18 protein-coding genes are annotated in these 17,353 nt (G+C 72.0%); 10 read left to right on the top strand and 8 right to left on the bottom strand.

Annotation, left to right across the window (positions count from 1 at the left end; genetic code table 11):
- The first annotated feature begins 28 nt into the window (after positions 1-28).
- Complete coding sequence (gene dgoD, locus ACFPZ3_RS61115) at positions 29-1,174, top strand: galactonate dehydratase (protein ID WP_379523632.1); 1,146 nt, start codon at positions 29-31, stop codon at positions 1,172-1,174.
- Position 1,175: 1 nt separating this feature from the next.
- Here dgoD and ACFPZ3_RS61110 read toward each other — a convergent pair whose 3' ends face one another.
- A complete protein-coding gene (locus ACFPZ3_RS61110; RefSeq protein ID WP_465263608.1) occupies positions 1,176-1,322 on the bottom strand; it encodes a hypothetical protein in 147 nt (48 codons plus the stop codon).
- 11 nt (positions 1,323-1,333) lie between these two features.
- On the opposite strand from ACFPZ3_RS61110, the gene ACFPZ3_RS61105 reads away from it, so the two are divergent.
- Positions 1,334-1,519: a hypothetical protein gene (locus tag ACFPZ3_RS61105; protein ID WP_379523630.1), complete on the top strand. Its 186-nt coding sequence runs from the start codon at positions 1,334-1,336 to the stop codon at positions 1,517-1,519.
- Positions 1,486-1,860 (top strand): hypothetical protein, encoded by a 375-nt coding sequence (locus tag ACFPZ3_RS61100; RefSeq protein ID WP_379523629.1) that lies wholly within the window; start codon positions 1,486-1,488, stop codon positions 1,858-1,860. The genes ACFPZ3_RS61105 and ACFPZ3_RS61100 overlap by 34 nt, the downstream gene beginning before the upstream one ends.
- 121 nt (positions 1,861-1,981) lie before the next feature.
- Here the strand turns inward: ACFPZ3_RS61100 and ACFPZ3_RS61095 are convergent, their stop codons facing one another.
- Both ACFPZ3_RS61095 and ACFPZ3_RS61090 read right to left on the bottom strand, forming a co-directional pair.
- Entirely contained in the window at positions 1,982-2,863 is an 882-nt protein-coding gene (locus tag ACFPZ3_RS61095; RefSeq protein ID WP_379523628.1) for an aldo/keto reductase, read from the bottom strand.
- A gap of 59 nt (positions 2,864-2,922) precedes the next feature.
- Positions 2,923-4,113, bottom strand: a complete 1,191-nt coding sequence (locus tag ACFPZ3_RS61090) for a PP2C family protein-serine/threonine phosphatase (RefSeq protein WP_379523627.1) — start codon at positions 4,111-4,113, stop codon at positions 2,923-2,925.
- Between the two features lie 99 nt (positions 4,114-4,212).
- Here ACFPZ3_RS61090 and ACFPZ3_RS61085 point away from each other — a divergent pair, with 99 nt between their 5' ends.
- Positions 4,213-4,392: a hypothetical protein gene (locus ACFPZ3_RS61085; protein WP_379523626.1), complete on the top strand. Its 180-nt coding sequence runs from the start codon at positions 4,213-4,215 to the stop codon at positions 4,390-4,392.
- Positions 4,393-4,438: 46 nt separating this feature from the next.
- On the opposite strand, the gene ACFPZ3_RS61080 is transcribed toward ACFPZ3_RS61085, so the two are convergent.
- Complete coding sequence (locus tag ACFPZ3_RS61080; protein WP_379523625.1) at positions 4,439-4,828, bottom strand: winged helix-turn-helix transcriptional regulator; 390 nt, start codon at positions 4,826-4,828, stop codon at positions 4,439-4,441.
- A gap of 97 nt (positions 4,829-4,925) precedes the next feature.
- Between ACFPZ3_RS61080 and ACFPZ3_RS61075 the strand changes: the two genes are divergently transcribed.
- Complete coding sequence (locus ACFPZ3_RS61075) at positions 4,926-5,756, top strand: alpha/beta fold hydrolase (RefSeq protein WP_379523624.1); 831 nt, start codon at positions 4,926-4,928, stop codon at positions 5,754-5,756.
- On the opposite strand, the gene ACFPZ3_RS61070 is transcribed toward ACFPZ3_RS61075, so the two are convergent.
- From ACFPZ3_RS61070 to ACFPZ3_RS61055, 4 genes are all read right to left on the bottom strand, one after another.
- Positions 5,753-6,754 carry an NAD(P)H-dependent flavin oxidoreductase gene (locus ACFPZ3_RS61070; protein ID WP_379523623.1) on the bottom strand — a complete coding sequence of 334 codons (1,002 nt, stop codon included), beginning with the start codon at positions 6,752-6,754 and terminating at the stop codon, positions 5,753-5,755. The two genes, ACFPZ3_RS61075 and ACFPZ3_RS61070, sit on opposite strands and share 4 nt — an antisense overlap.
- A gap of 66 nt (positions 6,755-6,820) precedes the next feature.
- Positions 6,821-7,810, bottom strand: a complete 990-nt coding sequence (locus ACFPZ3_RS61065) for an endonuclease/exonuclease/phosphatase family protein (RefSeq protein WP_379523622.1) — start codon at positions 7,808-7,810, stop codon at positions 6,821-6,823.
- A gap of 42 nt (positions 7,811-7,852) precedes the next feature.
- Positions 7,853-9,025, bottom strand: coding sequence for a hypothetical protein (locus tag ACFPZ3_RS61060; RefSeq protein ID WP_379523621.1), 1,173 nt, complete (start codon positions 9,023-9,025; stop codon positions 7,853-7,855).
- A gap of 107 nt (positions 9,026-9,132) precedes the next feature.
- On the bottom strand, positions 9,133-10,137 hold the full coding sequence (locus ACFPZ3_RS61055) for a LacI family DNA-binding transcriptional regulator (RefSeq protein ID WP_379523620.1): 1,005 nt from the start codon (positions 10,135-10,137) through the stop codon (positions 9,133-9,135).
- 300 nt (positions 10,138-10,437) lie between these two features.
- Between ACFPZ3_RS61055 and ACFPZ3_RS61050 the strand changes: the two genes are divergently transcribed.
- From ACFPZ3_RS61050 to ACFPZ3_RS61030, 5 genes are read left to right on the top strand one after another with little or no spacing between them, the layout of a single operon-like run.
- The gene (locus ACFPZ3_RS61050) at positions 10,438-11,973 is read left to right on the top strand and encodes an ABC transporter substrate-binding protein (RefSeq protein ID WP_379523619.1); all 1,536 of its coding nucleotides are present in this window, start codon (positions 10,438-10,440) and stop codon (positions 11,971-11,973) included.
- A gap of 24 nt (positions 11,974-11,997) precedes the next feature.
- Positions 11,998-12,966 (top strand): carbohydrate ABC transporter permease, encoded by a 969-nt coding sequence (locus tag ACFPZ3_RS61045; protein ID WP_379523618.1) that lies wholly within the window; start codon positions 11,998-12,000, stop codon positions 12,964-12,966.
- Positions 12,963-13,805, top strand: a complete 843-nt coding sequence (locus tag ACFPZ3_RS61040; protein ID WP_379523617.1) for a carbohydrate ABC transporter permease — start codon at positions 12,963-12,965, stop codon at positions 13,803-13,805. The genes ACFPZ3_RS61045 and ACFPZ3_RS61040 overlap by 4 nt, the downstream gene beginning before the upstream one ends.
- A 30-nt stretch (positions 13,806-13,835) precedes the next feature.
- Positions 13,836-15,458, top strand: a complete 1,623-nt coding sequence (locus ACFPZ3_RS61035; RefSeq protein WP_379523616.1) for an alpha-L-arabinofuranosidase C-terminal domain-containing protein — start codon at positions 13,836-13,838, stop codon at positions 15,456-15,458.
- Positions 15,455-17,278, top strand: a complete 1,824-nt coding sequence (locus ACFPZ3_RS61030; protein ID WP_379523615.1) for a glycoside hydrolase family 2 protein — start codon at positions 15,455-15,457, stop codon at positions 17,276-17,278. The genes ACFPZ3_RS61035 and ACFPZ3_RS61030 overlap by 4 nt, the downstream gene beginning before the upstream one ends.
- The last annotated feature ends 75 nt before the right edge of the window (positions 17,279-17,353 follow it).

Genomic DNA, 17,353 nt, shown 5'->3' with positions numbered 1-17,353 from the left:
TGAGCATTCCCCCGAGGACGGAACCCCTATGAAGATCGTTTCCATGGACACCTTTCTCGTGCCGCCGCGCTGGTTGTTCCTGCGGGTGCGCACCGACGAGGGCATCACCGGCTGGGGCGAGCCGATCGTGGAGGGACGCGCCGAGACCGTCAGGGCGGCCGTCGCCGAGCTGGCCGACTACCTGGTCGGCGAGGACCCGCTGCGCATCGAGGACCACTGGCAGGTGCTGACCAAGGGCGGCTTCTACCGGGGCGGGCCGGTGTTGTCCAGCGCGGTCGCCGGGATCGACCAGGCGTTGTGGGACATCGCGGGCAAGGCCGCCGGGCTGCCGGTGCACCAGTTGCTGGGCGGGCCCGTGCGCGAGAAGGTCCGCATGTACGCCTGGATCGGCGGTGACCGCCCGGCCGAGGTGGCGGAGCAGGCTGCGGCGCAGATCCAGGCCGGGTTCACCGCCGTCAAGATGAACGGCTCGGCCGAGCTGACCCCCATCGACACCCCGGCCCGCACCCACGAGGTGGTCTCCAGGGTGGCGGCCGTGCGCGAGGCGATCGGCGACCACAACGACCTGGTGGTGGACTTCCACGGACGCATGTCCACGGCCATGGCGCGCAGACTGCTGCCGCTGCTGGAGCCGTACCTGCCGCTGTTCGTGGAGGAGGCGGTGCTGCCCGAGCACTCGCGCAACCTGGCCTCGCTCGCCGCGAGCACGTCGATCCCGCTCGCCACCGGCGAGCGCCTGTTTTCGCGCTGGGACTTCCGCGACGTCATCGGGCACGGCATCGCGGTCGCCCAGCCCGACGTGAGCCACGCCGGCGGGATCTCCGAGGTCCGCCGGATCGCCGCGATGGCCGAGACCTACGACGTGAGCATGGCCCCGCACTGCCCCCTCGGCCCCATCTCCCTGGCCTCCAGCCTGCAACTCGCCTTCGCCATCCCGAACTTCCTCATCCAGGAGCAGAGCGTCGGCATCCACTACAACCAGGGCAACGACGTCCTGGACTACCTCGCGGATCCGGAGCCGCTCACGTTCGGGGACGGGTACGCGAAGCGGACCTCCCGGCCAGGGCTCGGCATCGACATCGACGAGCAGGCCGTCGAGCGCGGCGCCGAGCGCGGCCACCGCTGGCGCGGGCCCATCTGGCGCCACTCCGACGGCTCCTTCGCCGAGTGGTGAGCTAGCCCGCCGGTCCCGTGCTGTCGCGGATGAGCAGGCGGGGCTGGTAGCGCACGTTGTAGCCGCCGCCCTCGCCGTTCATCAGCGCCCAGAGCCGCTCCCACGCCTGGCCGCCCAGCTCGCTCTTGGGGATCGACACCGTGGTCAGCGGCGGCGTTCATGGCGGCCTTCGCGGTCGAAGGGCCCGGCGGGTACGGCCTGGGGCCGCCGCTGGTGCCGGCCCAGGAGTCGTACGCGGACGTGCGCGCGAGCGCGGCCAACCCGACGTTCGAGCCGGCGTACTGGTCGTGGGCCCTGGGGGTGGCGCAGCGGTGGCGCTCGGCTTCGTCCCCCCGACCGGCCTGATCGACGCCCGGACCATGCGGGCGACCTTGCAGGACGTGCTGGCCGGCTGGGACTTGGAGAGCACGTGGGGCTGGGACTACCCGGCGATCGCCATGACCGCCACCAGGCTGGGCGACCCCCGTACCGCGATCGAGGCGCTGCTGATGCCCACCGCCAAGAACACCTACCTGCCCAACGGCCACAACCGCCAGAACGCCAGGCTCCCCGTCTACCTGCCGGGCAACGGCGGCCTGCTGGCGGCGGTCGCGCTCATGGCCAAGGGCTGGGACGGCGGCCTGCCCACGCCCGGCTTCCCCGCCTCGTGGGCGGTCCGGCACGAAGGACTCATGCCCCTGCCGTGACCGGATCAGCCGGCCGGCGAGGCGGGCGGCCTGCCGTGACCGGACCCCCGGCCGGCGAGGCCGGCGGCCTGCCGTGACCAGGTCAGCCCACGGGCGAGGCGGGCGCGCTGCCGTGATCAGGTCAGTCGACCGGTGAGGCGGGCGGCGTGCCGAGTGCGTCCACCTCCGCCCAGAACCCGTCGGGGATCACCGTGTCCACCAGAGCGTCCAGCCCCTCCAGCCGCGCCAGGGACGTGATGCCCACGACCGTGGAGTGGATGCGCGGCTCGGCCAGCGAGAAGTGCAGCGCCGCCGCCGCCAGCCCGACGCCCCGCCGCTCGCACAGCTCGCGCAGCCGCTCGACGTGCGCGGCGAACTCGGGGGAGATCGGCCGGTAGCCGTAGCGGCCGGCGTGGCGCGGGGAGCCGGACAGGATGCCGCCCCCGAACGGGGCCGCGTTGAAGACCGTCATGCCCCGCTCCGTGGCCAGCTCCAGGATGTCCTCCGCCCGCCGGTCCACCAGGGTGTAGCGGTTGTGGGTGAGGACCGCGTCGAAGGCGTCCGTACGGATGTAGTCCTGCACCATCGTGCCCCAGCCGCCCGCCGCGATCCCGATCGCGCCGACGAGCCCCTGTTCACGCAGCGACACCAGGGCCGGCACGGCGCCGCCCGGCGCCATCGCCTCGCGCAGCGTGATCGTCATCGGGTCGTGCAGGTGGTAGATCGGCAACGTCTCGACGCCGAGCCGCGAGGTCGTCTCCTCGAAGGAGCGCATCACCCGGTCACCGTCGAACACGCCCGTGGCCACGTCCCGGTCCGCCTTGGAGAAGATCGTCACGTCGGCGTCCGGCACGTTCTTGAGCGCCTGGCCGATGAACGTCTCGCTGCGGCCTTCCGCGTACTCGTTGGAGGTGTCGAGCAGGCGGAACCGGCCCGACAGGAGCGCCTCCGCCAGCCGCTCGTCCCCCGGATTGCGGCCGAGCCCCGACGTGCCGAGAGTCACCGGCTCCAAGGGAGTCTTCATATGTGGCTGCCTCTCTCCGCGATCGTCGATTCGCCGTCGATCCTCCCACGAGCGCGATCTCACAGGAGGAAGTGGTACCGGCGCCGGGTCTGCCACTCCACCGTCAGCACGGTCGCGTCGTCCTGGAGCCGGCCGCGCTGGTGCTCCAGGATCGCCTGGATCAGCCGCCGCAGCGTCTCCGGCGCCGACACCCCGTCCGCCTCGCGCCGCAGCACGAAGTCGATGAACCGGTCCAGCCCGAACAACTCCCCGTCCGGGCTCTGCGCCTCGATGACGCCGTCGGTGTAGAACAGCAGCCGGTCGCCGGGCTGGAGCTGGTAGCGCAGCAGCCCGGTGGAGACGTCCAGGCCGAAGCCCATCGGCGGGTCGGGCACGCCGCCCAGCGTCGCCACCAGCCGCCCCTCCCTGAGCACCAGGGGCGGATGATGCCCCCGGTTGACCCAGGTCAGCAGGCCGGTACGCAGATCGAGCGCACCCAGGATCCCCGTGGCGAACCGTCCGATGAACTGCTCCCTGATCGCCTCGTCGATGGCCTCGCCCATCGCGCACAGATCCATGCCCTGCCTGCGATGGTTGCGTCCCGCGCCCACGGCGATGGTGGCGGTCAGGCCGGCGGAGGTGTCGTGGCCCATGGCGTCGAAGATCGACAGGTGCAGGATGCGGCCGTCGAGGGCGTAGTCGAAGGCGTCCCCGCCCATCTCGTACGCGGGCTCAAGGGCGGCGCTGATCACCACGTCGTCGGTGGCGAACGTGCCCGGGGGCAGCAGATTCCACAACACCTCGGCCGACAGGGTCAGCGGGCGGGCGCGTACCAGCCGGGCGTAGGAGTCGCTGTGCGGCCGCTTGCTGATCACCAGCACCGCCACCAGCGACGCCAGCGCCTTGGCCTGCCTCTCGGCCGGCTCCCCTTCCTGATCCACCGTCAGGCCGATCACCCCGACCCGCTCGGTGCCGTCCAGCAACGGCAACCACCACCGCCGCTCCCGGACGCGCACGAGCTCCACCCCGCGGAAGGCGCGGCCCGGCACGGTGCCGTCGATCCGCATGGCGTCCAGCGGCTCACCGTCCGCGCCGCGCTGGCCCGGCAGCGGTATGAGGAGCAACTGCTGCAGATCGGTCACGTAGATCACGATCTCGGAGAATCCGACCAGCCGCGCGTGCTCGGCGACCGTGGCCGGCAGGTCCTCCATCGCGGTCAGGTGCATGGCCTGCAGCAGCCCGCCCAGGACCCGCTCACCCTCGTCACCCACGTTCCCACCTCCCTCGATGCCGTCACCCCTACCCGGATAAGGTGCCGTCATGGTGCGGCGGGATGGGGCGTATCGGCGGCTCGTGGCGGGGGAGCGGACGTGCACGCCGGCGGTGTGATGCGGGCCGGTGACGGGGCTTACGTGAACCTCAGCCGGCCGGCGGCCGCCCGCGCCGTCCTGGACGAGGTCCTGCGCCGACGGTGGGGAGAGGACGTGGAGCTGGACGGCTGGGCGATGTTCGACGCCGTTCTCGCGCGGATCCCGGAGGCGGACCGCTGACCGGCCCGAGGGCAGGCAACGCCGTGGCGCGGCAGGTCAGGCACGCCTACTCGGACCGCTGGGGCAGCCCGTCGGCGAGGTGGTTGTTGTGGTCGACGGCGGACATGTGCCGTTCGGCCCAGGCGCGCAGGGCGGCGAGGGGGCCGTCGAGGGAGAGGCCCAGTTCGGTGAGCCGGTAGTGCACGCCGGGCGGCACGGTGGGCTCGACGCGGCGGGCGACCAGGCCGTCGCGGACAAGGCTCTGCAGGGTGGCGGAGAGCATCTTCTGGGAGATGCCCGGCATACGACGCCGCAGCTCCCCGAAGCGGACCTCGCCCGGGGCCGCATCGGCCAGCACTTTGATCACCATCGAGGTCCATTTCGTGCCGATGCGATCGAGCAGCTGCCGGGTCGGGCACTTCGGGTCGAAGAGGTCGCCGCGCCTCGCCGTGGTCACCTGGAGCTCACCACCTGAAGGGAAAGTGCCGTCTTGGAAAGCCCAGGGTAGTTCCCTAACGTTTCCTTGTCACCATTGGTTACCAAGGAGCTTCCCCATGCCTGAACTGCGCCGAGTCCCCGTCAACGGCATCGAGCTGAACGTGGCCACGGCCGGGTCAGGACCGGCCGTCCTCCTCCTGCACGGCTTCCCCCACACCTGGCAGGTGTGGGGCGAGATCATGGCGGCGCTGTCCGGCCGGTACCAGGTCATCGCTCCGGACCTGCGTGGTTTCGGCGCCAGCACCCGGGCCGGGACGGGGTACGACGCGGCCACCCTGGCCGGCGACGCCGCGGCCCTGCTGGACGCGCTCGACGTGCCCTCGGCCGCGGTGGTGGGGATCGACGCGGGCACGGCGCCGGCCTTCCTCCTCGCCCTGCGCCACCCGGAGCGGGTGCGGCGGCTCGTCGTCATGGAAGCCCTGCTCGGGGGGCTTCCCGGCGCGGAGGACTTCCTGGCCCATGGGGCTCCGTGGTGGTTCGGCTTCCACGCCGTCCCCGGGCTCGCGGAGACGGTGGTGGAGGGCAACGAGGCCGCCTACATCGACTGGTTCCTCAACGCCGGCACCCTCGGTGAGGGGCTGCGGCCTGAGGTGCGCGACGCCTTCGTCCGCGCCTACACCGGGCGTGCGGCGCTGCGCTGCGCGTTCTCCTACTACCGGGCCCTGCCGGAGAGCGCCGTGCAGATCGAGCGGGCCGTCGCCACCACCCGGCTGACGGTGCCGACACTGGCGGTGGGCGCGCACCCGGTCGGCACGGTGCTGGAACGCCAGCTCCGGCCCATCGCGGACGATCTCACCGGACGGATCATCGAGGACTGCGGCCACATCATCCCGCTGCACCGCCCAGAGGCGCTCCTCGGCCTGCTCCACCCGTTCCTGGCGGGCTAGGAGCCGGTGAAGCGGCGCAGCAGGTCGTCCACGGCGGCGAAGCGGGCGACCACATCGGCCGCCGCCACCGTGCCCGCCGCTGTGCCCACTGTGCCCGCCGCTGTGCCCGGCGCTGCGCCCGTCACCATGCCGACCGCCTGCCCGGCGTAGACGTAGGCGGTGTCGAAGTCGCCCGCCGCCCGCGCGGCCTCCAGTTCGGCCCGCGCCGCCTCGTCCGCGGCCAGGGCCTCCTCCCGCCCGTCCCACCGGTCGAAGAACGTGTTGCGCAGCGCCCGCCCCCCGAACTCCGGCGGCCAGGCCAGCCGCTGCGCCACGTCGAAGACACGCCCGTACGCGGTGCCCGTCTCCCCGGCGGCCAGCACCCGTGCCCGGCCCGCCTCGGACAGCGTCGTCTCGGCGCAGCCCAGGAACGCCGTCCCGGCCCAGCCGCCCTCCGCCCCCGCGGCCAGCACGGCGGCCAGGCCCCGGGCGGTCGCGATACCGCCCGCCGCCAGCACCGGGACACCGACCGCGTCCAGCACGCTCTGCAACAACGGCAGCGTGGCCACCTCGTCGCGGCCGTGCCCGCCGCCCTCACCGCCACGGGCCACCACCACGTCCGCCCCGGCCCGCTCGGCCGCCCGCGCCTCCTCGGTGGTGCCCGCCTGGACGGCCACGACGATCCCGGCCTCCCGCAGCGGCCGCACGTACCGGGCGAAGTCCCCGTAACTCACCGAGACCAGGGCGGGCCGCGCCTCCAGCACCGCGTCGAGCTGGCCCGGGTTGTCCGCCAGCGCCCAGGCCATCAGGCCGACCCCGAACGGCCTGCCACTCGCGCCGGCGACCTCGGCCTGCTTCGCGATCCACGAGCCCGGCGCGGTCGCGGGGGCCCCGAACATGCCCAGCCCGCCCGCCACGGAGACGGCCGCGGCCAGCCGCGCGTCACCCACGCCCGCCATCGGCGCGCCGACCAGCGGCACCTCCAGCCCGAACCGTTCCGTCAGCCACGTACGCGGCATGATCCCCCCTCACCGTCAGCATCTTGATGCTTGTGAACGTATCCGAGCAGCGGCCGGGGCGGCGGATCAGCCCTGGACGCGCAGGTCGGCGAAGAGCGCGCGATGGTCGGAGCCCGGCACGTCGAACACCTGCACGCCCACCGCCCCGCCCCGCGCGTCCGTCAGCACGTGGTCGATGGTCACCAGCGGCGGCAGCGAGCGGCCCTGCGGCCAGGTGGGGTTCAGGCCCTGCCCGGTGGAGGAGGCCGCGTCGGTGTAGCCGGTGTCCAGCAGCCGGCGGAAGACCGCGTGGTCGAGGGTGGCGTTGAAGTCGCCCGCCAGGATCCGCGGCGGGCCCGAGGACGGCGCGGGAGGCAGGGCGGCGACCCCGGCCTCCCATTCCGGCACCGTCGAGGGCACCGGCGCGACCGGGTGCACGACCACGACCTCCACGGCCGAGCCGCCGGGCAGCGACACCTCGACGACCGGCATGTGGTGCCCGACCGGCTGGAACAGCCCGATCCGCTCGGTCATGGGGTGGCGGGAATAGACGCCGCTGCCCTCGGGGCCGCGGTAGTCGGCCTGGCCAACCTGGTACGGCAGCAGCCCGGTCAGCCCGGCAGCCGCCAGCCGGTCACGGGCGGAGTACGTCAGCTCCTGGATGCTCAGGACGTCCACGTTGAGCCTGCGTACGAGAGCGACGATCGTCGCCGCGTCGCCCCGCCCGCCGTTGAGGTTGGCCGTCAGCACTCGCAACGCCCGGCCCCCGGAGGGGGACTCACCGGCGATCGCCCGTGGCACCACGCACCAGGCGAGGCAGGCGCACGCCGCCAGCATGATCGCGATCGCGGCCCTGCAGCGCAGGACGGCCACGATCCCCAGCACGATCAGGGCCGCGAGCGCGAAATAAGGGGTGAAGGAGACCAGCGGCACCAGGAACACGCCCGCTTCCAGCCCGCCGAGCCGCACGGCCGCCCCCGCCGCGAACAACACGGCCACCGCTGTGGCCACCCGTCCCCGCCACACGCAGCGGGGACGCACCGGCCGCGCCGTCTCCACTTCTTCTTGCACCAGCACGACAACCAACGCTAAGCGGGGATTCTTAACGTCAGATGAGGATCAGTGCTGAAGAGCCTTGAAGTCCTTCAGCCAGTAGTTCGGGGCGGACAGGCCGTTCCCGCGGGCCTTGACGGTGTAGGGGACGAAGATGCTGTTGAGCAGCCACGGGTCCTTGTTCGGGCCGAAGTCGGCGACCATCATGTCGTCCTGCTTGAACCCGTATGTGGCTACCGCCAGCCGGCCGGTGCCGCGATACAGCGCCATCTGGTCACGCAGGAAGTCCGACTGCTCCATGAACCACGGGCTGCCGGCCAGGAAGTCGTCCCACTGCTTGCGGCTGAACGGCGAGTCGATGGCGGCCTTGATCACCTGCCACACCCGGGTGCCCGGGTCGAACCCGTACTGCTTGGCGAAGCCGGCCGCGATGGGGTCCTGCAGGTGCTGCTTCCAGTACCACACCAGGGAGAACTCGGTGACGAGGTAGGTCTGGTCGGGCCGCATCCTCGGCAGGATGTAGTCCAGGAAGTCCTGCGCGGCCTGCGGCGCCGGGATGTGCGGATGGATGTCGACGCCCTGGATCTCCGGCGTCTCGCGGACGAACGTCATCCAGCGCTCGGCGGCCGGCGTGCGGCGGTCGGCCAGGTCGAGCCGGTTCAGCGCGCCCATGTACAGGGTGGTGCGGCAGTTCGCTCCGCAGTGCTCGCGGCGGTAGTCGATCACGTGCCGGGCGACGGTCTCGTAGAAGGTGTTGAGCCGGTTGTCGCGCTCGGCGGGCAGGCTCTCGATGAACGGCTCGTTGCCGATCGTGAGGATGTCCACCTTGTTCAGCACCGTGGGCAGGACGCGGTCCAGGCGGGCCAGCTCCTTCGCCATCCCGGCGCTGCCGGGCGCGGGGAAGGAGGCCTGGTTGTAGGGGAACTTCAGGCTCAGGATGGTGTCGTAGCCGCGCTCGCCCGCACCGGTGATGGTGGTGATCGCGAAGTGGTCGGCGGGGTCGCCCTGGTCGGTGGCGGGCATCGGGTAGAAGCCGCGGACCCAGCGGGTGCCCGACTCGCGGAGTTCGCGGTAGTCGAGGGCGTCGAGGTTCTGGTTGAAGTTCGCGCCCAGCGCGCCGTACGCGGTGGGCAGTGGTCTGTTCACGGGTTTGCCTCCCTGGACGGCGGCAGTGGCGGTGTGGGGCGTGACGGCGGCGAGGACCGCGGTCAGCGCGACGATCGACAGTCGGCGAAGCATGCGTGCTGCTCCCATGGGGGCTCGGGGGGACACCGGCGGCGCTTAGCGCGTTCATGTTTGCGCTAACTTGATCAGCCTGTCAATGGGCAGGCCCCCGTTGTGAGGGGTCAGGCGCTCCGCGGCGGCGGCGGGGCCGTGGAGGCGCGGACCACCAGCTCCGGCCGGACGAACCTGCTGGTCGTCTGGCCGGAACCGCCCCCGGACGGCTCCTCCACGCGCGCGATGAGCTGCTCCACGCAGCGCCGCCCCACCGCGGCCAGATCCTGGCGGACCGTCGTCAGCGGCGGCGTGAGGAACGGCGCGACGTCCAGGTCGTCGAAGCCCACGACGCTCAGGTCCTTGGGCACCCGCCGCCCCAGCTCGGCCGCCGCCCGCAGCACGCCCACGGCCATCTGGTCGTTGGCCGCGAAGACGGCGGTCACGTCGTCGTCCATGAGCAGGCGGCGCGCGGCGTCGTAGCCGGACCGCGGCGACCAGTCGCCGACGACGGCCGGCGGGATCGCCCGCCCCGAGCGTTTGAGCTGCCGCTGCCAGGCCGCCCTGCGCCGCTGCGCCGGGTTGGAGCCGGCCGGGCCCGCCACGTGGTGCACGGTGGCGTGCCCGAGCTCCAGCAGGTGGTCGACGGCGGCGCGGGCGCCCGCGGCCTCGTCCATGCCGAACGTGGGGTGCTTGTGCGCCGCCCTGCTGTCGGCGATCACGAGCGGCACCTGCTCGGGAAGGCGCAGGTGAGGGGTGTCCAGCACGCGGGCCTCGATCACGATCACGCCGTCCACCGCGCGGTCGGTGAGACCGCGTACGGCGGCGCGCACGTCCTTCTCCGTGGGCTCGTCCACCACGGCCAGACTGACCGAGTAACCGCGCGCCTGGGCGTGGGACACGACGGCCTCGACGATGCGCACGTTGAGCACCGCGCTGAGGTTGAACATGACCACGCCGATCGTGCCGAACCGGCCCGTGGCCAGCGCCCGCGCGGCGATGTTGGCGCGGTAGCCGAGCTGCTTCATGGCGGACTCGACCCTGATCCGCGTCTCGGCGGTCACCCGGTCGTTGCCATTGACGACGCGCGAGACGGTCTGGCCCGAGACTCCGGCGAGCTTGGCCACGTCCGCCATGGAGGGCCCTCCTGACGCCCTCGTCCCCGGTGGTCGAACCACGGCGGCGTGTCTCCCTTCGTCATGGCAGCGCGTGATGGGCTGCCCGGCTGGAAAACGGTACATCGGCGGGAACCGGCTCGGTCGCGTGCCGTGGGGAAAACCCAGGACGTTCGCGAGAATCCTCACCACCGCATCCTTGACGCTGATAGGCGGCGGCCTTAGGTTAGCGCAAACATAGATCCGCTCCACGGGGATCCCTGGGGCCACCAGGGCAGCGGACCTGGTCGGTGACCGAGTCAAAGACGTAGAGGAGTCGCCATGCGGCGGCATCACCCGATCCTTGAAACCCGCTCCGGCGCTCGCAACGCCGGGCCAAGCGATATCAGCCGGCGCCGCCTCTTCGGCGGTGCGGGCGCCGCCGTCCTCGCGGCGGCACTCGCCGGATGCACCGGCGGCGGCCAGTTGAGCCAGAAGAGCGCGAGCGGCGGCAGCGGAGCCCTGCAATGGTGGGACCAGTTCCGCCCGCTGACCAAGATGTTGCAGAACGACCTGTTCGCCCCGTTCATGAAGGCGCACGCCGGCGTCACCATCGAGCGGCGCCAGATGGACGCCCCCGAGCTGGGACAGGCGTTGCAGGTCGGGCGGCGCAGCAACCAGATGCCCGACGTGCACTCGCTGGCCGGCCTGGGCGGCATCTCCCCGGCCGCGCTGGTGAGCCAGGGCTGGTTCCAGCCGATCGGCAAGCTCGCCGACTTCGCGGGCAGCCCGGTCGGCGACTCCCTGTACGACGGCATCCACCGCTTCAACGACGAGGTCTACTCCTTCCCGCCGTTCTCGGGCCGCTGGCACGAGGCGGTGCCGTGGTTCAACACCGCGATGCTCAAGCAGGCCGGCGTCGACCCGGAGGAGGAGCCGGGCACCTGGGACAAGCTCCGGGAGATCGCCCGCAAGGTCACCAAGGGCAATGACAGCGGCGCCTACGGCATCGTGGTGCCCAGCAAGGAGACCGAGTACCTGCAGATCCTGGTGAACCGGCTCGCCATGACCGCCGGCGCGCCGGGACCCGGCGCCATCGACTGGGCGACGGGTGAGTACATCTACGACTCCCAGCCCTACATCGACGCCATCGAGTTCCTGCTCGCGCTGCAGAAGGACAAGGTCGTGCATCCGGCCTCGGCCTCGATGGGCGCCCGCGACGCCCGCGCCCGATGGGCCGCCGGGCAGGCCGGCATCTACCTGTGGGGCGCGTGGTTCATCGGCGGCCTGCTCGTGGACGAGCCGGAGGCGGTCGAGCGCGGCGTCGGCACGTGGCACATCCCCTGCCCCGAGACCACCAGGAACTTCGTCTACAACCCGCCGGCGGGCGGGACGTTCTGGGTGTCCAGCCAGTCCAAGCAGGCCAAGACCGCCGCCGAGGTCATGTTGCAGATGACCACCAAGGAGTTCCAGACCAAGCTGGCCGCCGCCATGGACCAGCCGCCCGCGCTGGCGGCCGAGGTCATCGACCAGGCCGAGGTACACGCCTCGTACAAGAAGTGCGTGAACAACTTCGCCGACGACGTCAGGATCGGCCCGGCGCCCGAGGTCGGCACGCCCGGCGTCTGGCAGGTGCTGGCCGAGATGCGCGACATCCACCCCAACCTCGGCGACATCGTCCAGTCCGCCCTGACCGGCTCCGCCACCGACGTCGGCGGCCAGTTGCGCCGCTTCAACGACCAGATCAGCGCCGAGCGGGAGCGCGCCGTCAAGGCCGTGCGCGAGGAGAAGGGCGTCGAGGTGGACCTCAAGGCGTGGGTGTTCGCCAACTGGGACCGCAAGGCGGACTACGAGCAGAAGTCCTACGCCGAGCGCTGACGGCGCAGTGAGCACAGGAGCGCGATGACAACGACAACGCATGAGCGCGAGCGCCCGCGCATCGAGGCCCCGCGGGCCGAGCGGGGCCCGGGCTGGGCCCGGCGTCTGCGCAAAGACTGGTGGATCTACCTCTTCCTGCTCCCGACGATCCTCGGGTACGGGGCCTACACGGTCTATCCGCTGCTGGCCTCGTGGTGGTTCGCCTTCCTCGACTGGCCGGGGTTCGCGGACGTGGGAACGTTCGTCGGGTTCGAGAACTTCGCCCGGCTGCTGGAAGACGACCTGTTCTGGAACGCCTTCTGGAACTCGATCGTCTTCCTCGTGATCGCCGTGCCGCTGCGGGTCGGGCTGGCGCTCGGGCTGGCGATCGTGCTGAACAGCAAGAAGACCCCGTTCAAGGGCTTCTTCCGCACGCTGTTCTTCCTGCCCGTCGTCACCACGGGCGCCATCGTCGGCGTGGTGTTCACCCTGCTGCTCGACGCGAGCGGCCCGATCAGCGTGTCGATGGTCTGGGCGGGCCTGATCGACTCGCCCGCGAACTTCGCGGCCGACGCCGGCACCTCCCTGTATGCCGGCATCGCCGTGTGGGTGTGGAAGTGGCTGGGTATCACGCTGATCTACTGGCTGGCCGCGCTGCAGACGGTCCCGCAGGGCGTGCACGAGGCCGCGATGATCGATGGCGCGGGCGCGTGGGCGGAGTTCCGGCACGTGACGATGCCGCTGCTGGTGCCGTTCCTGGTGATCATCACGCTGATCGACACCGTGGCGGCGTTCAACGTCTTCGACCTGATGCAGACGCTCACCGGTGGCGGCCCGTCCTTCTCATCCGAGGTGATCGAGATCTTCATCTTCCGCACGGCCTTCCAGGCCAACGTCCCCCAGCTCGGCTACGCCTCGGCCGCCGCCGTGCTGTTCGGGGTGCTGACCGTGCTCTTCGCGATCGCCCAGGCGCTGGGCATGCGGTGGGCGCGGGGAAGGATGGGCACCTCATGAGCACCCGGTCGCGGCGCCGCCCGAGCACCGGCCAGGTGGTGACCGTCGTGCTGCTGGCGGTGCTGGGCGCGTTGTGGGTCTACCCGTTCGCCTGGCTGGTGTCGGCGTCGCTGAAGACCTCGCCCGAGATCTTCAACGGCCTCGGCCTGGTGCCGGAGGAGCCGGTGTGGGAGAACTACACCCGCGCCTGGACGGAGGTCGGCTTCGGCAACTACTTCGTCAACACCCTCATCGTCACCGTCGGCACGGTGCTGCTCGTCGTCATCCGCAGCGCCCTGGCCGGGTACGTGCTGGGCCGCTACGACTTCATCGGCAAGAAGATCCTCGTCGGCCTCTTCCTGATCACCTTCTTCCTGCCCGAGGGCTACACGATCATCCCGATCACCCAGCTCACCGACCAGCTCCGGCTGCTCAACACGCATGCCGGCGTGATCCTCGGGCTGGGCGCGGGCGGGCAGATCGCCTCGACCCTGCTCTACGCGGGCTACTTCCGGCGGCTGCCGAAGGAACTGGAGGAGACCGCCCGCCTGGACGGAGCCGGACCTTTCACGATCTTCTTCCGCGTGATGTTGCCGCTCGCCTGGCCGATCACCGCCACGGTGGTCATCCTCACCTACCTGTTCGCCTGGAACGTCTACCTGCTGCCGCTGGTGTTCACCCTCAGCGAGCCCGACCTGCGCACGCTCGCCGTGGGCATGACGGTCTTCGTGGGCGAACGGAGCACGGACTGGTCGGGCCTGGCCGCGGCCGCGGTGATCTCGCTGATCCCGGTGGTCGCCGTGTTCGTGGCGCTGCAGCGCAAGTTCGTCGACAGCCTCGCCGGCGCCGTCAAGCAATGACCTGTACCAATGGAACGGAGTTCTCCTGACATGCCTGTCCCCAGTCCCGAAGCGCTCGTCACCGTCGACACCCGCCACCCGGCGGGCCGCCTCGACGACGACGTCTACGGGCACTTCCTGGAATCGGCCTTCTTCGGCAACATCGAGGGCGGGGTGTTCGACGAGGGCTCGCCCCTGTCCGTCACCGACCCCGGCCCGCTGCACGGCGTGCGTGCCGACGTGCTGGAGCTCTGCCGCGAGCTGGGGCCGGGCCCGATCCGCTGGCCGGGCGGCAACTTCACCTCGGCCTACCACTGGGAGGACGGCATCGGCCCCCGCGACGCCCGGCCCAGCCGGCTGGAGCTGGCCTGGGGCGGGCGGGAGAGCAACCGGTTCGGCACCGACGAGTTCCTGGCCTGGTGCGAGGCGGTGGGGGCGGAGCCGTACCTGGTGCACTCCGCGCGGGACGTGGACGAGGCGGTGCGCTGGATCGAGTACACCAACTCCGCCAGGGACACCACCCTCACCGCCGCCCGCGCGCGGAACGGGCGCGCCGACCCGTGGAAGGTGCGCTACTGGGGCGTCGGCAACGAGGTCTACGGCCCGTGGCAGATGGGCCACCGCACGGCCGACGAGTACGCCGCCGCGGCCCGCGAGCACGCCCTGTTCATGCGCCTGGTCGACCCGGACGTCCGCCTGATCGGCGTCGGCATCCCCTGGCGCCAGGAGGAGTGGACCCGCCCGCTGCTGAAGCGGGCCGGCTCCCTGCTCGACTACCTCTCCCTGCACCTGTACGGGGCCAGCAGGCACCTGTGGACCGGCGACGACTACGACGCGATCGTGGCCCAGTCGCTCTACTTCGAGCGTGAGATCCACGCCTACTCCCAGCTCGTCACGGCCCTGGCCGCCGAGGCCGGTCTCGACCGCCCGCCCGCGCTCGCCCTGGACGAGTGGACGATGCGCCACCTCGAACCCCAGGACTGGCCCCAGCCGCTGCCCGGCGACGACGGCGGCATCGCCCCCCGCGAGACCACCGGCGTCAGCGACCCCGCCAAGGTGCGGGTGAACCGGTGGAGCCCCAGGACGATCGCCGACGCGCTCTTCTGCGCCGGCGTCTTCCACGCCATCCACCGCACCGCCGGCCTGCCCGCGCCCGTCGCCATGGCCAACCCGGTCAACCTGGTCAACGCCAACGGCCTGGTCGTGGCCCGCCCCGGCGGCGCGCTGCGCTCGGCCATCTACCACGTCTGGCACCTCTACCGGCACCACACCGGCCGCGTCGTGCTGCCGTGCGAGGTGGAGGGACCCGCGCGCACCACCTCGGTCACGCTCGGGGACAACCGCGGCCCCGACGGCCGCCTGCTCACCGCGCCCATGACCGTCCCCTACGTGGACGTCTCGGCCACCCGCGCCGACGACGGCTCCGTGCGGATCGCCGTGGTCAACCGGCACCGCGACGCCGCCGTCCGGCTCCGGCTCGTCCTCGACGGCGCCGACGGCGACACCCCCGCCACCGCGCGGGTCCGCACGCTGTCCGGCGACCTCGGCACCGTCAACACCCTGGCCGCGCCGGACGCCGTGACCGTACGGGACCTGGGGGTCGTCGAGGCGGACGGCGGGGCCTGGGCCGTCGCGCCGCACTCCGTGACCGTGCTGACCCTGGGGGAGCGTTGATCGACCACCCCCGCCCCCTGCTCGTACGCCCGCACTGGCAGGACCTGAGCGGCCCCTGGGGATTCGCTACCGACGACGAGGACCGGGGCCTGGGCCTCGGCTGGCACCGCGACGACGGGCCGTTCACCCGCACGATCACCGTGCCGTACCCGCCAGAGAGCGAGCTGTCCGGGCTGCGCGACACCGATCCCCACCCCGTCGTGTGGTACCGCCGCACGCTGGCCCTGGACCGGGAGCCCGGCCCGGGGGAGCTGCTGCTGCTGCACTTCGGGGCCGTGGACTACCGGGCCCGCGTCTGGGTCAACGGCGTGTTCCTGGGCGGGCACGAGGGCGGGCACACGCCCTTCTCCTTCGACGTCACCGACGCCCTCGTGCCCGGCGGCGAGCAGGTCGTCGTGGTCCGCGCCGAGGACGAGTGCGACGACGCCACCCAGCCGCGCGGCAAGCAGGACTGGCGGGCAGAGCCGCACGACATCTGGTACCACCGCACCACCGGCATCTGGCAGCCGGTCTGGGCGGAGGTCGTGCCCGGCCTGCACCTGCGCGCCCTGCACTGGACCCCCGACGTGCCCGGCGCCGCGGCGACCCTGGAGGTCGAGCTCTCCCGCACCCCCGAGACCCCTGTGGACGTGCACGTCGTGCTCACCCTGGGGGAGGAGGTCCTGGCCGACCAGACGTGCCGCACCCATGCCAGGGACGGCCGCTGGGTGGTCGCCGTGCCCGCCGCCCGGCACCAGATGGAGCAGGCGCGGCTGTTGTGGACGCCCGAACGGCCGACCCTGCTGGACGCCCGCGTCGAGCTCAGCCGCGACGGCCAGGTGATCGACGCCGTGACCTCGTACGTGGGCCTGCGCAGCACCGCCGTCAGGGACGGCCGGTTCCTGCTCAACGGCCAGCCCCGCTTCCTGCGCCTGGTCCTGGCCCAGAACTACTGGCCGGGATCGCACCTGGCCGCCCCGGGCCAGGACGCGCTGCGCCGCGAGGTGGAGCTGGCCAAGGAGCTGGGCTTCAACGGGGTGCGCATCCACCAGAAGGTCGAGGACCCGCGCTTCCTGGCCTGGTGCGACCGGCTCGGCATGATGGTGTGGAGCGAACTGCCCAGCGCCTACGAGTACGCCCCCAGGACCGTCGAACGGCTCACCCGCGAGTGGCTGGAGGTCGTAGCCCGCGACCGCAGCCATCCGAGCGTGGTGACCTGGGTGCCGTTCAACGAGAGCTGGGGCGTCTGGCACTCGCTCGACGTACCGGAGCAGCGGCACGCCACCGCCGCGCTCTACCACCTCACCAAGGCACTCGACGGCACCCGGCCGGTGATCTCCAACGACGGCTGGGAGCACACCGAGAGCGACATCTGGGGCCTGCACGACTACGCCCCGACCGGCGCCTCCATCCGCGAGCGCTACGCCGATCGGGAGGCGATCGCCCGGGTCCTGTCCGACCGTCCGCCCGCGCGCCGCGTCGCCCTGCTCGGCGAGCCGGCCCAGCGGGGCCGGCCGGTGGTGCTGTCGGAGATCGGCGGGCTCAGCCTGCGGCCCCAGGCGGGCGAGTCCTGGCACGGGTACGCCACCGTCACCTCCACCGATGAGCTGGCCGAGGAGTTCCGGCAGATCGTGGACGCCGTCCTGGACAGCGTCGAGCTGGCCGGCTTCTGCTGGACCCAGCTCACCGACACCGAGCAGGAGACCAACGGCCTGCTGACCGAGGACCGCGTGCCCAAACTGCCGCCGGAGACCGTCCGCCGCATCCTGACCAGGCCCGCCCGCTCGGCGCCCGCCGAGGCCATCGACGCGGCCCGCCGAGCGGCCAGACAGGACGGTTGAACACCGCTATCCGCGGGGGGCGCGCCCGGTTACGCTGATCAGCGTCCCCCACGGATGGCGCCGCGCGGGCCCCGC

The sequence above is a fragment of the Nonomuraea insulae genome, from assembly GCF_042656245.1.
The sequence above is the reverse complement of the archived record's forward strand: the minus strand, read 5'-3'. Positions and strand labels throughout refer to the sequence as shown.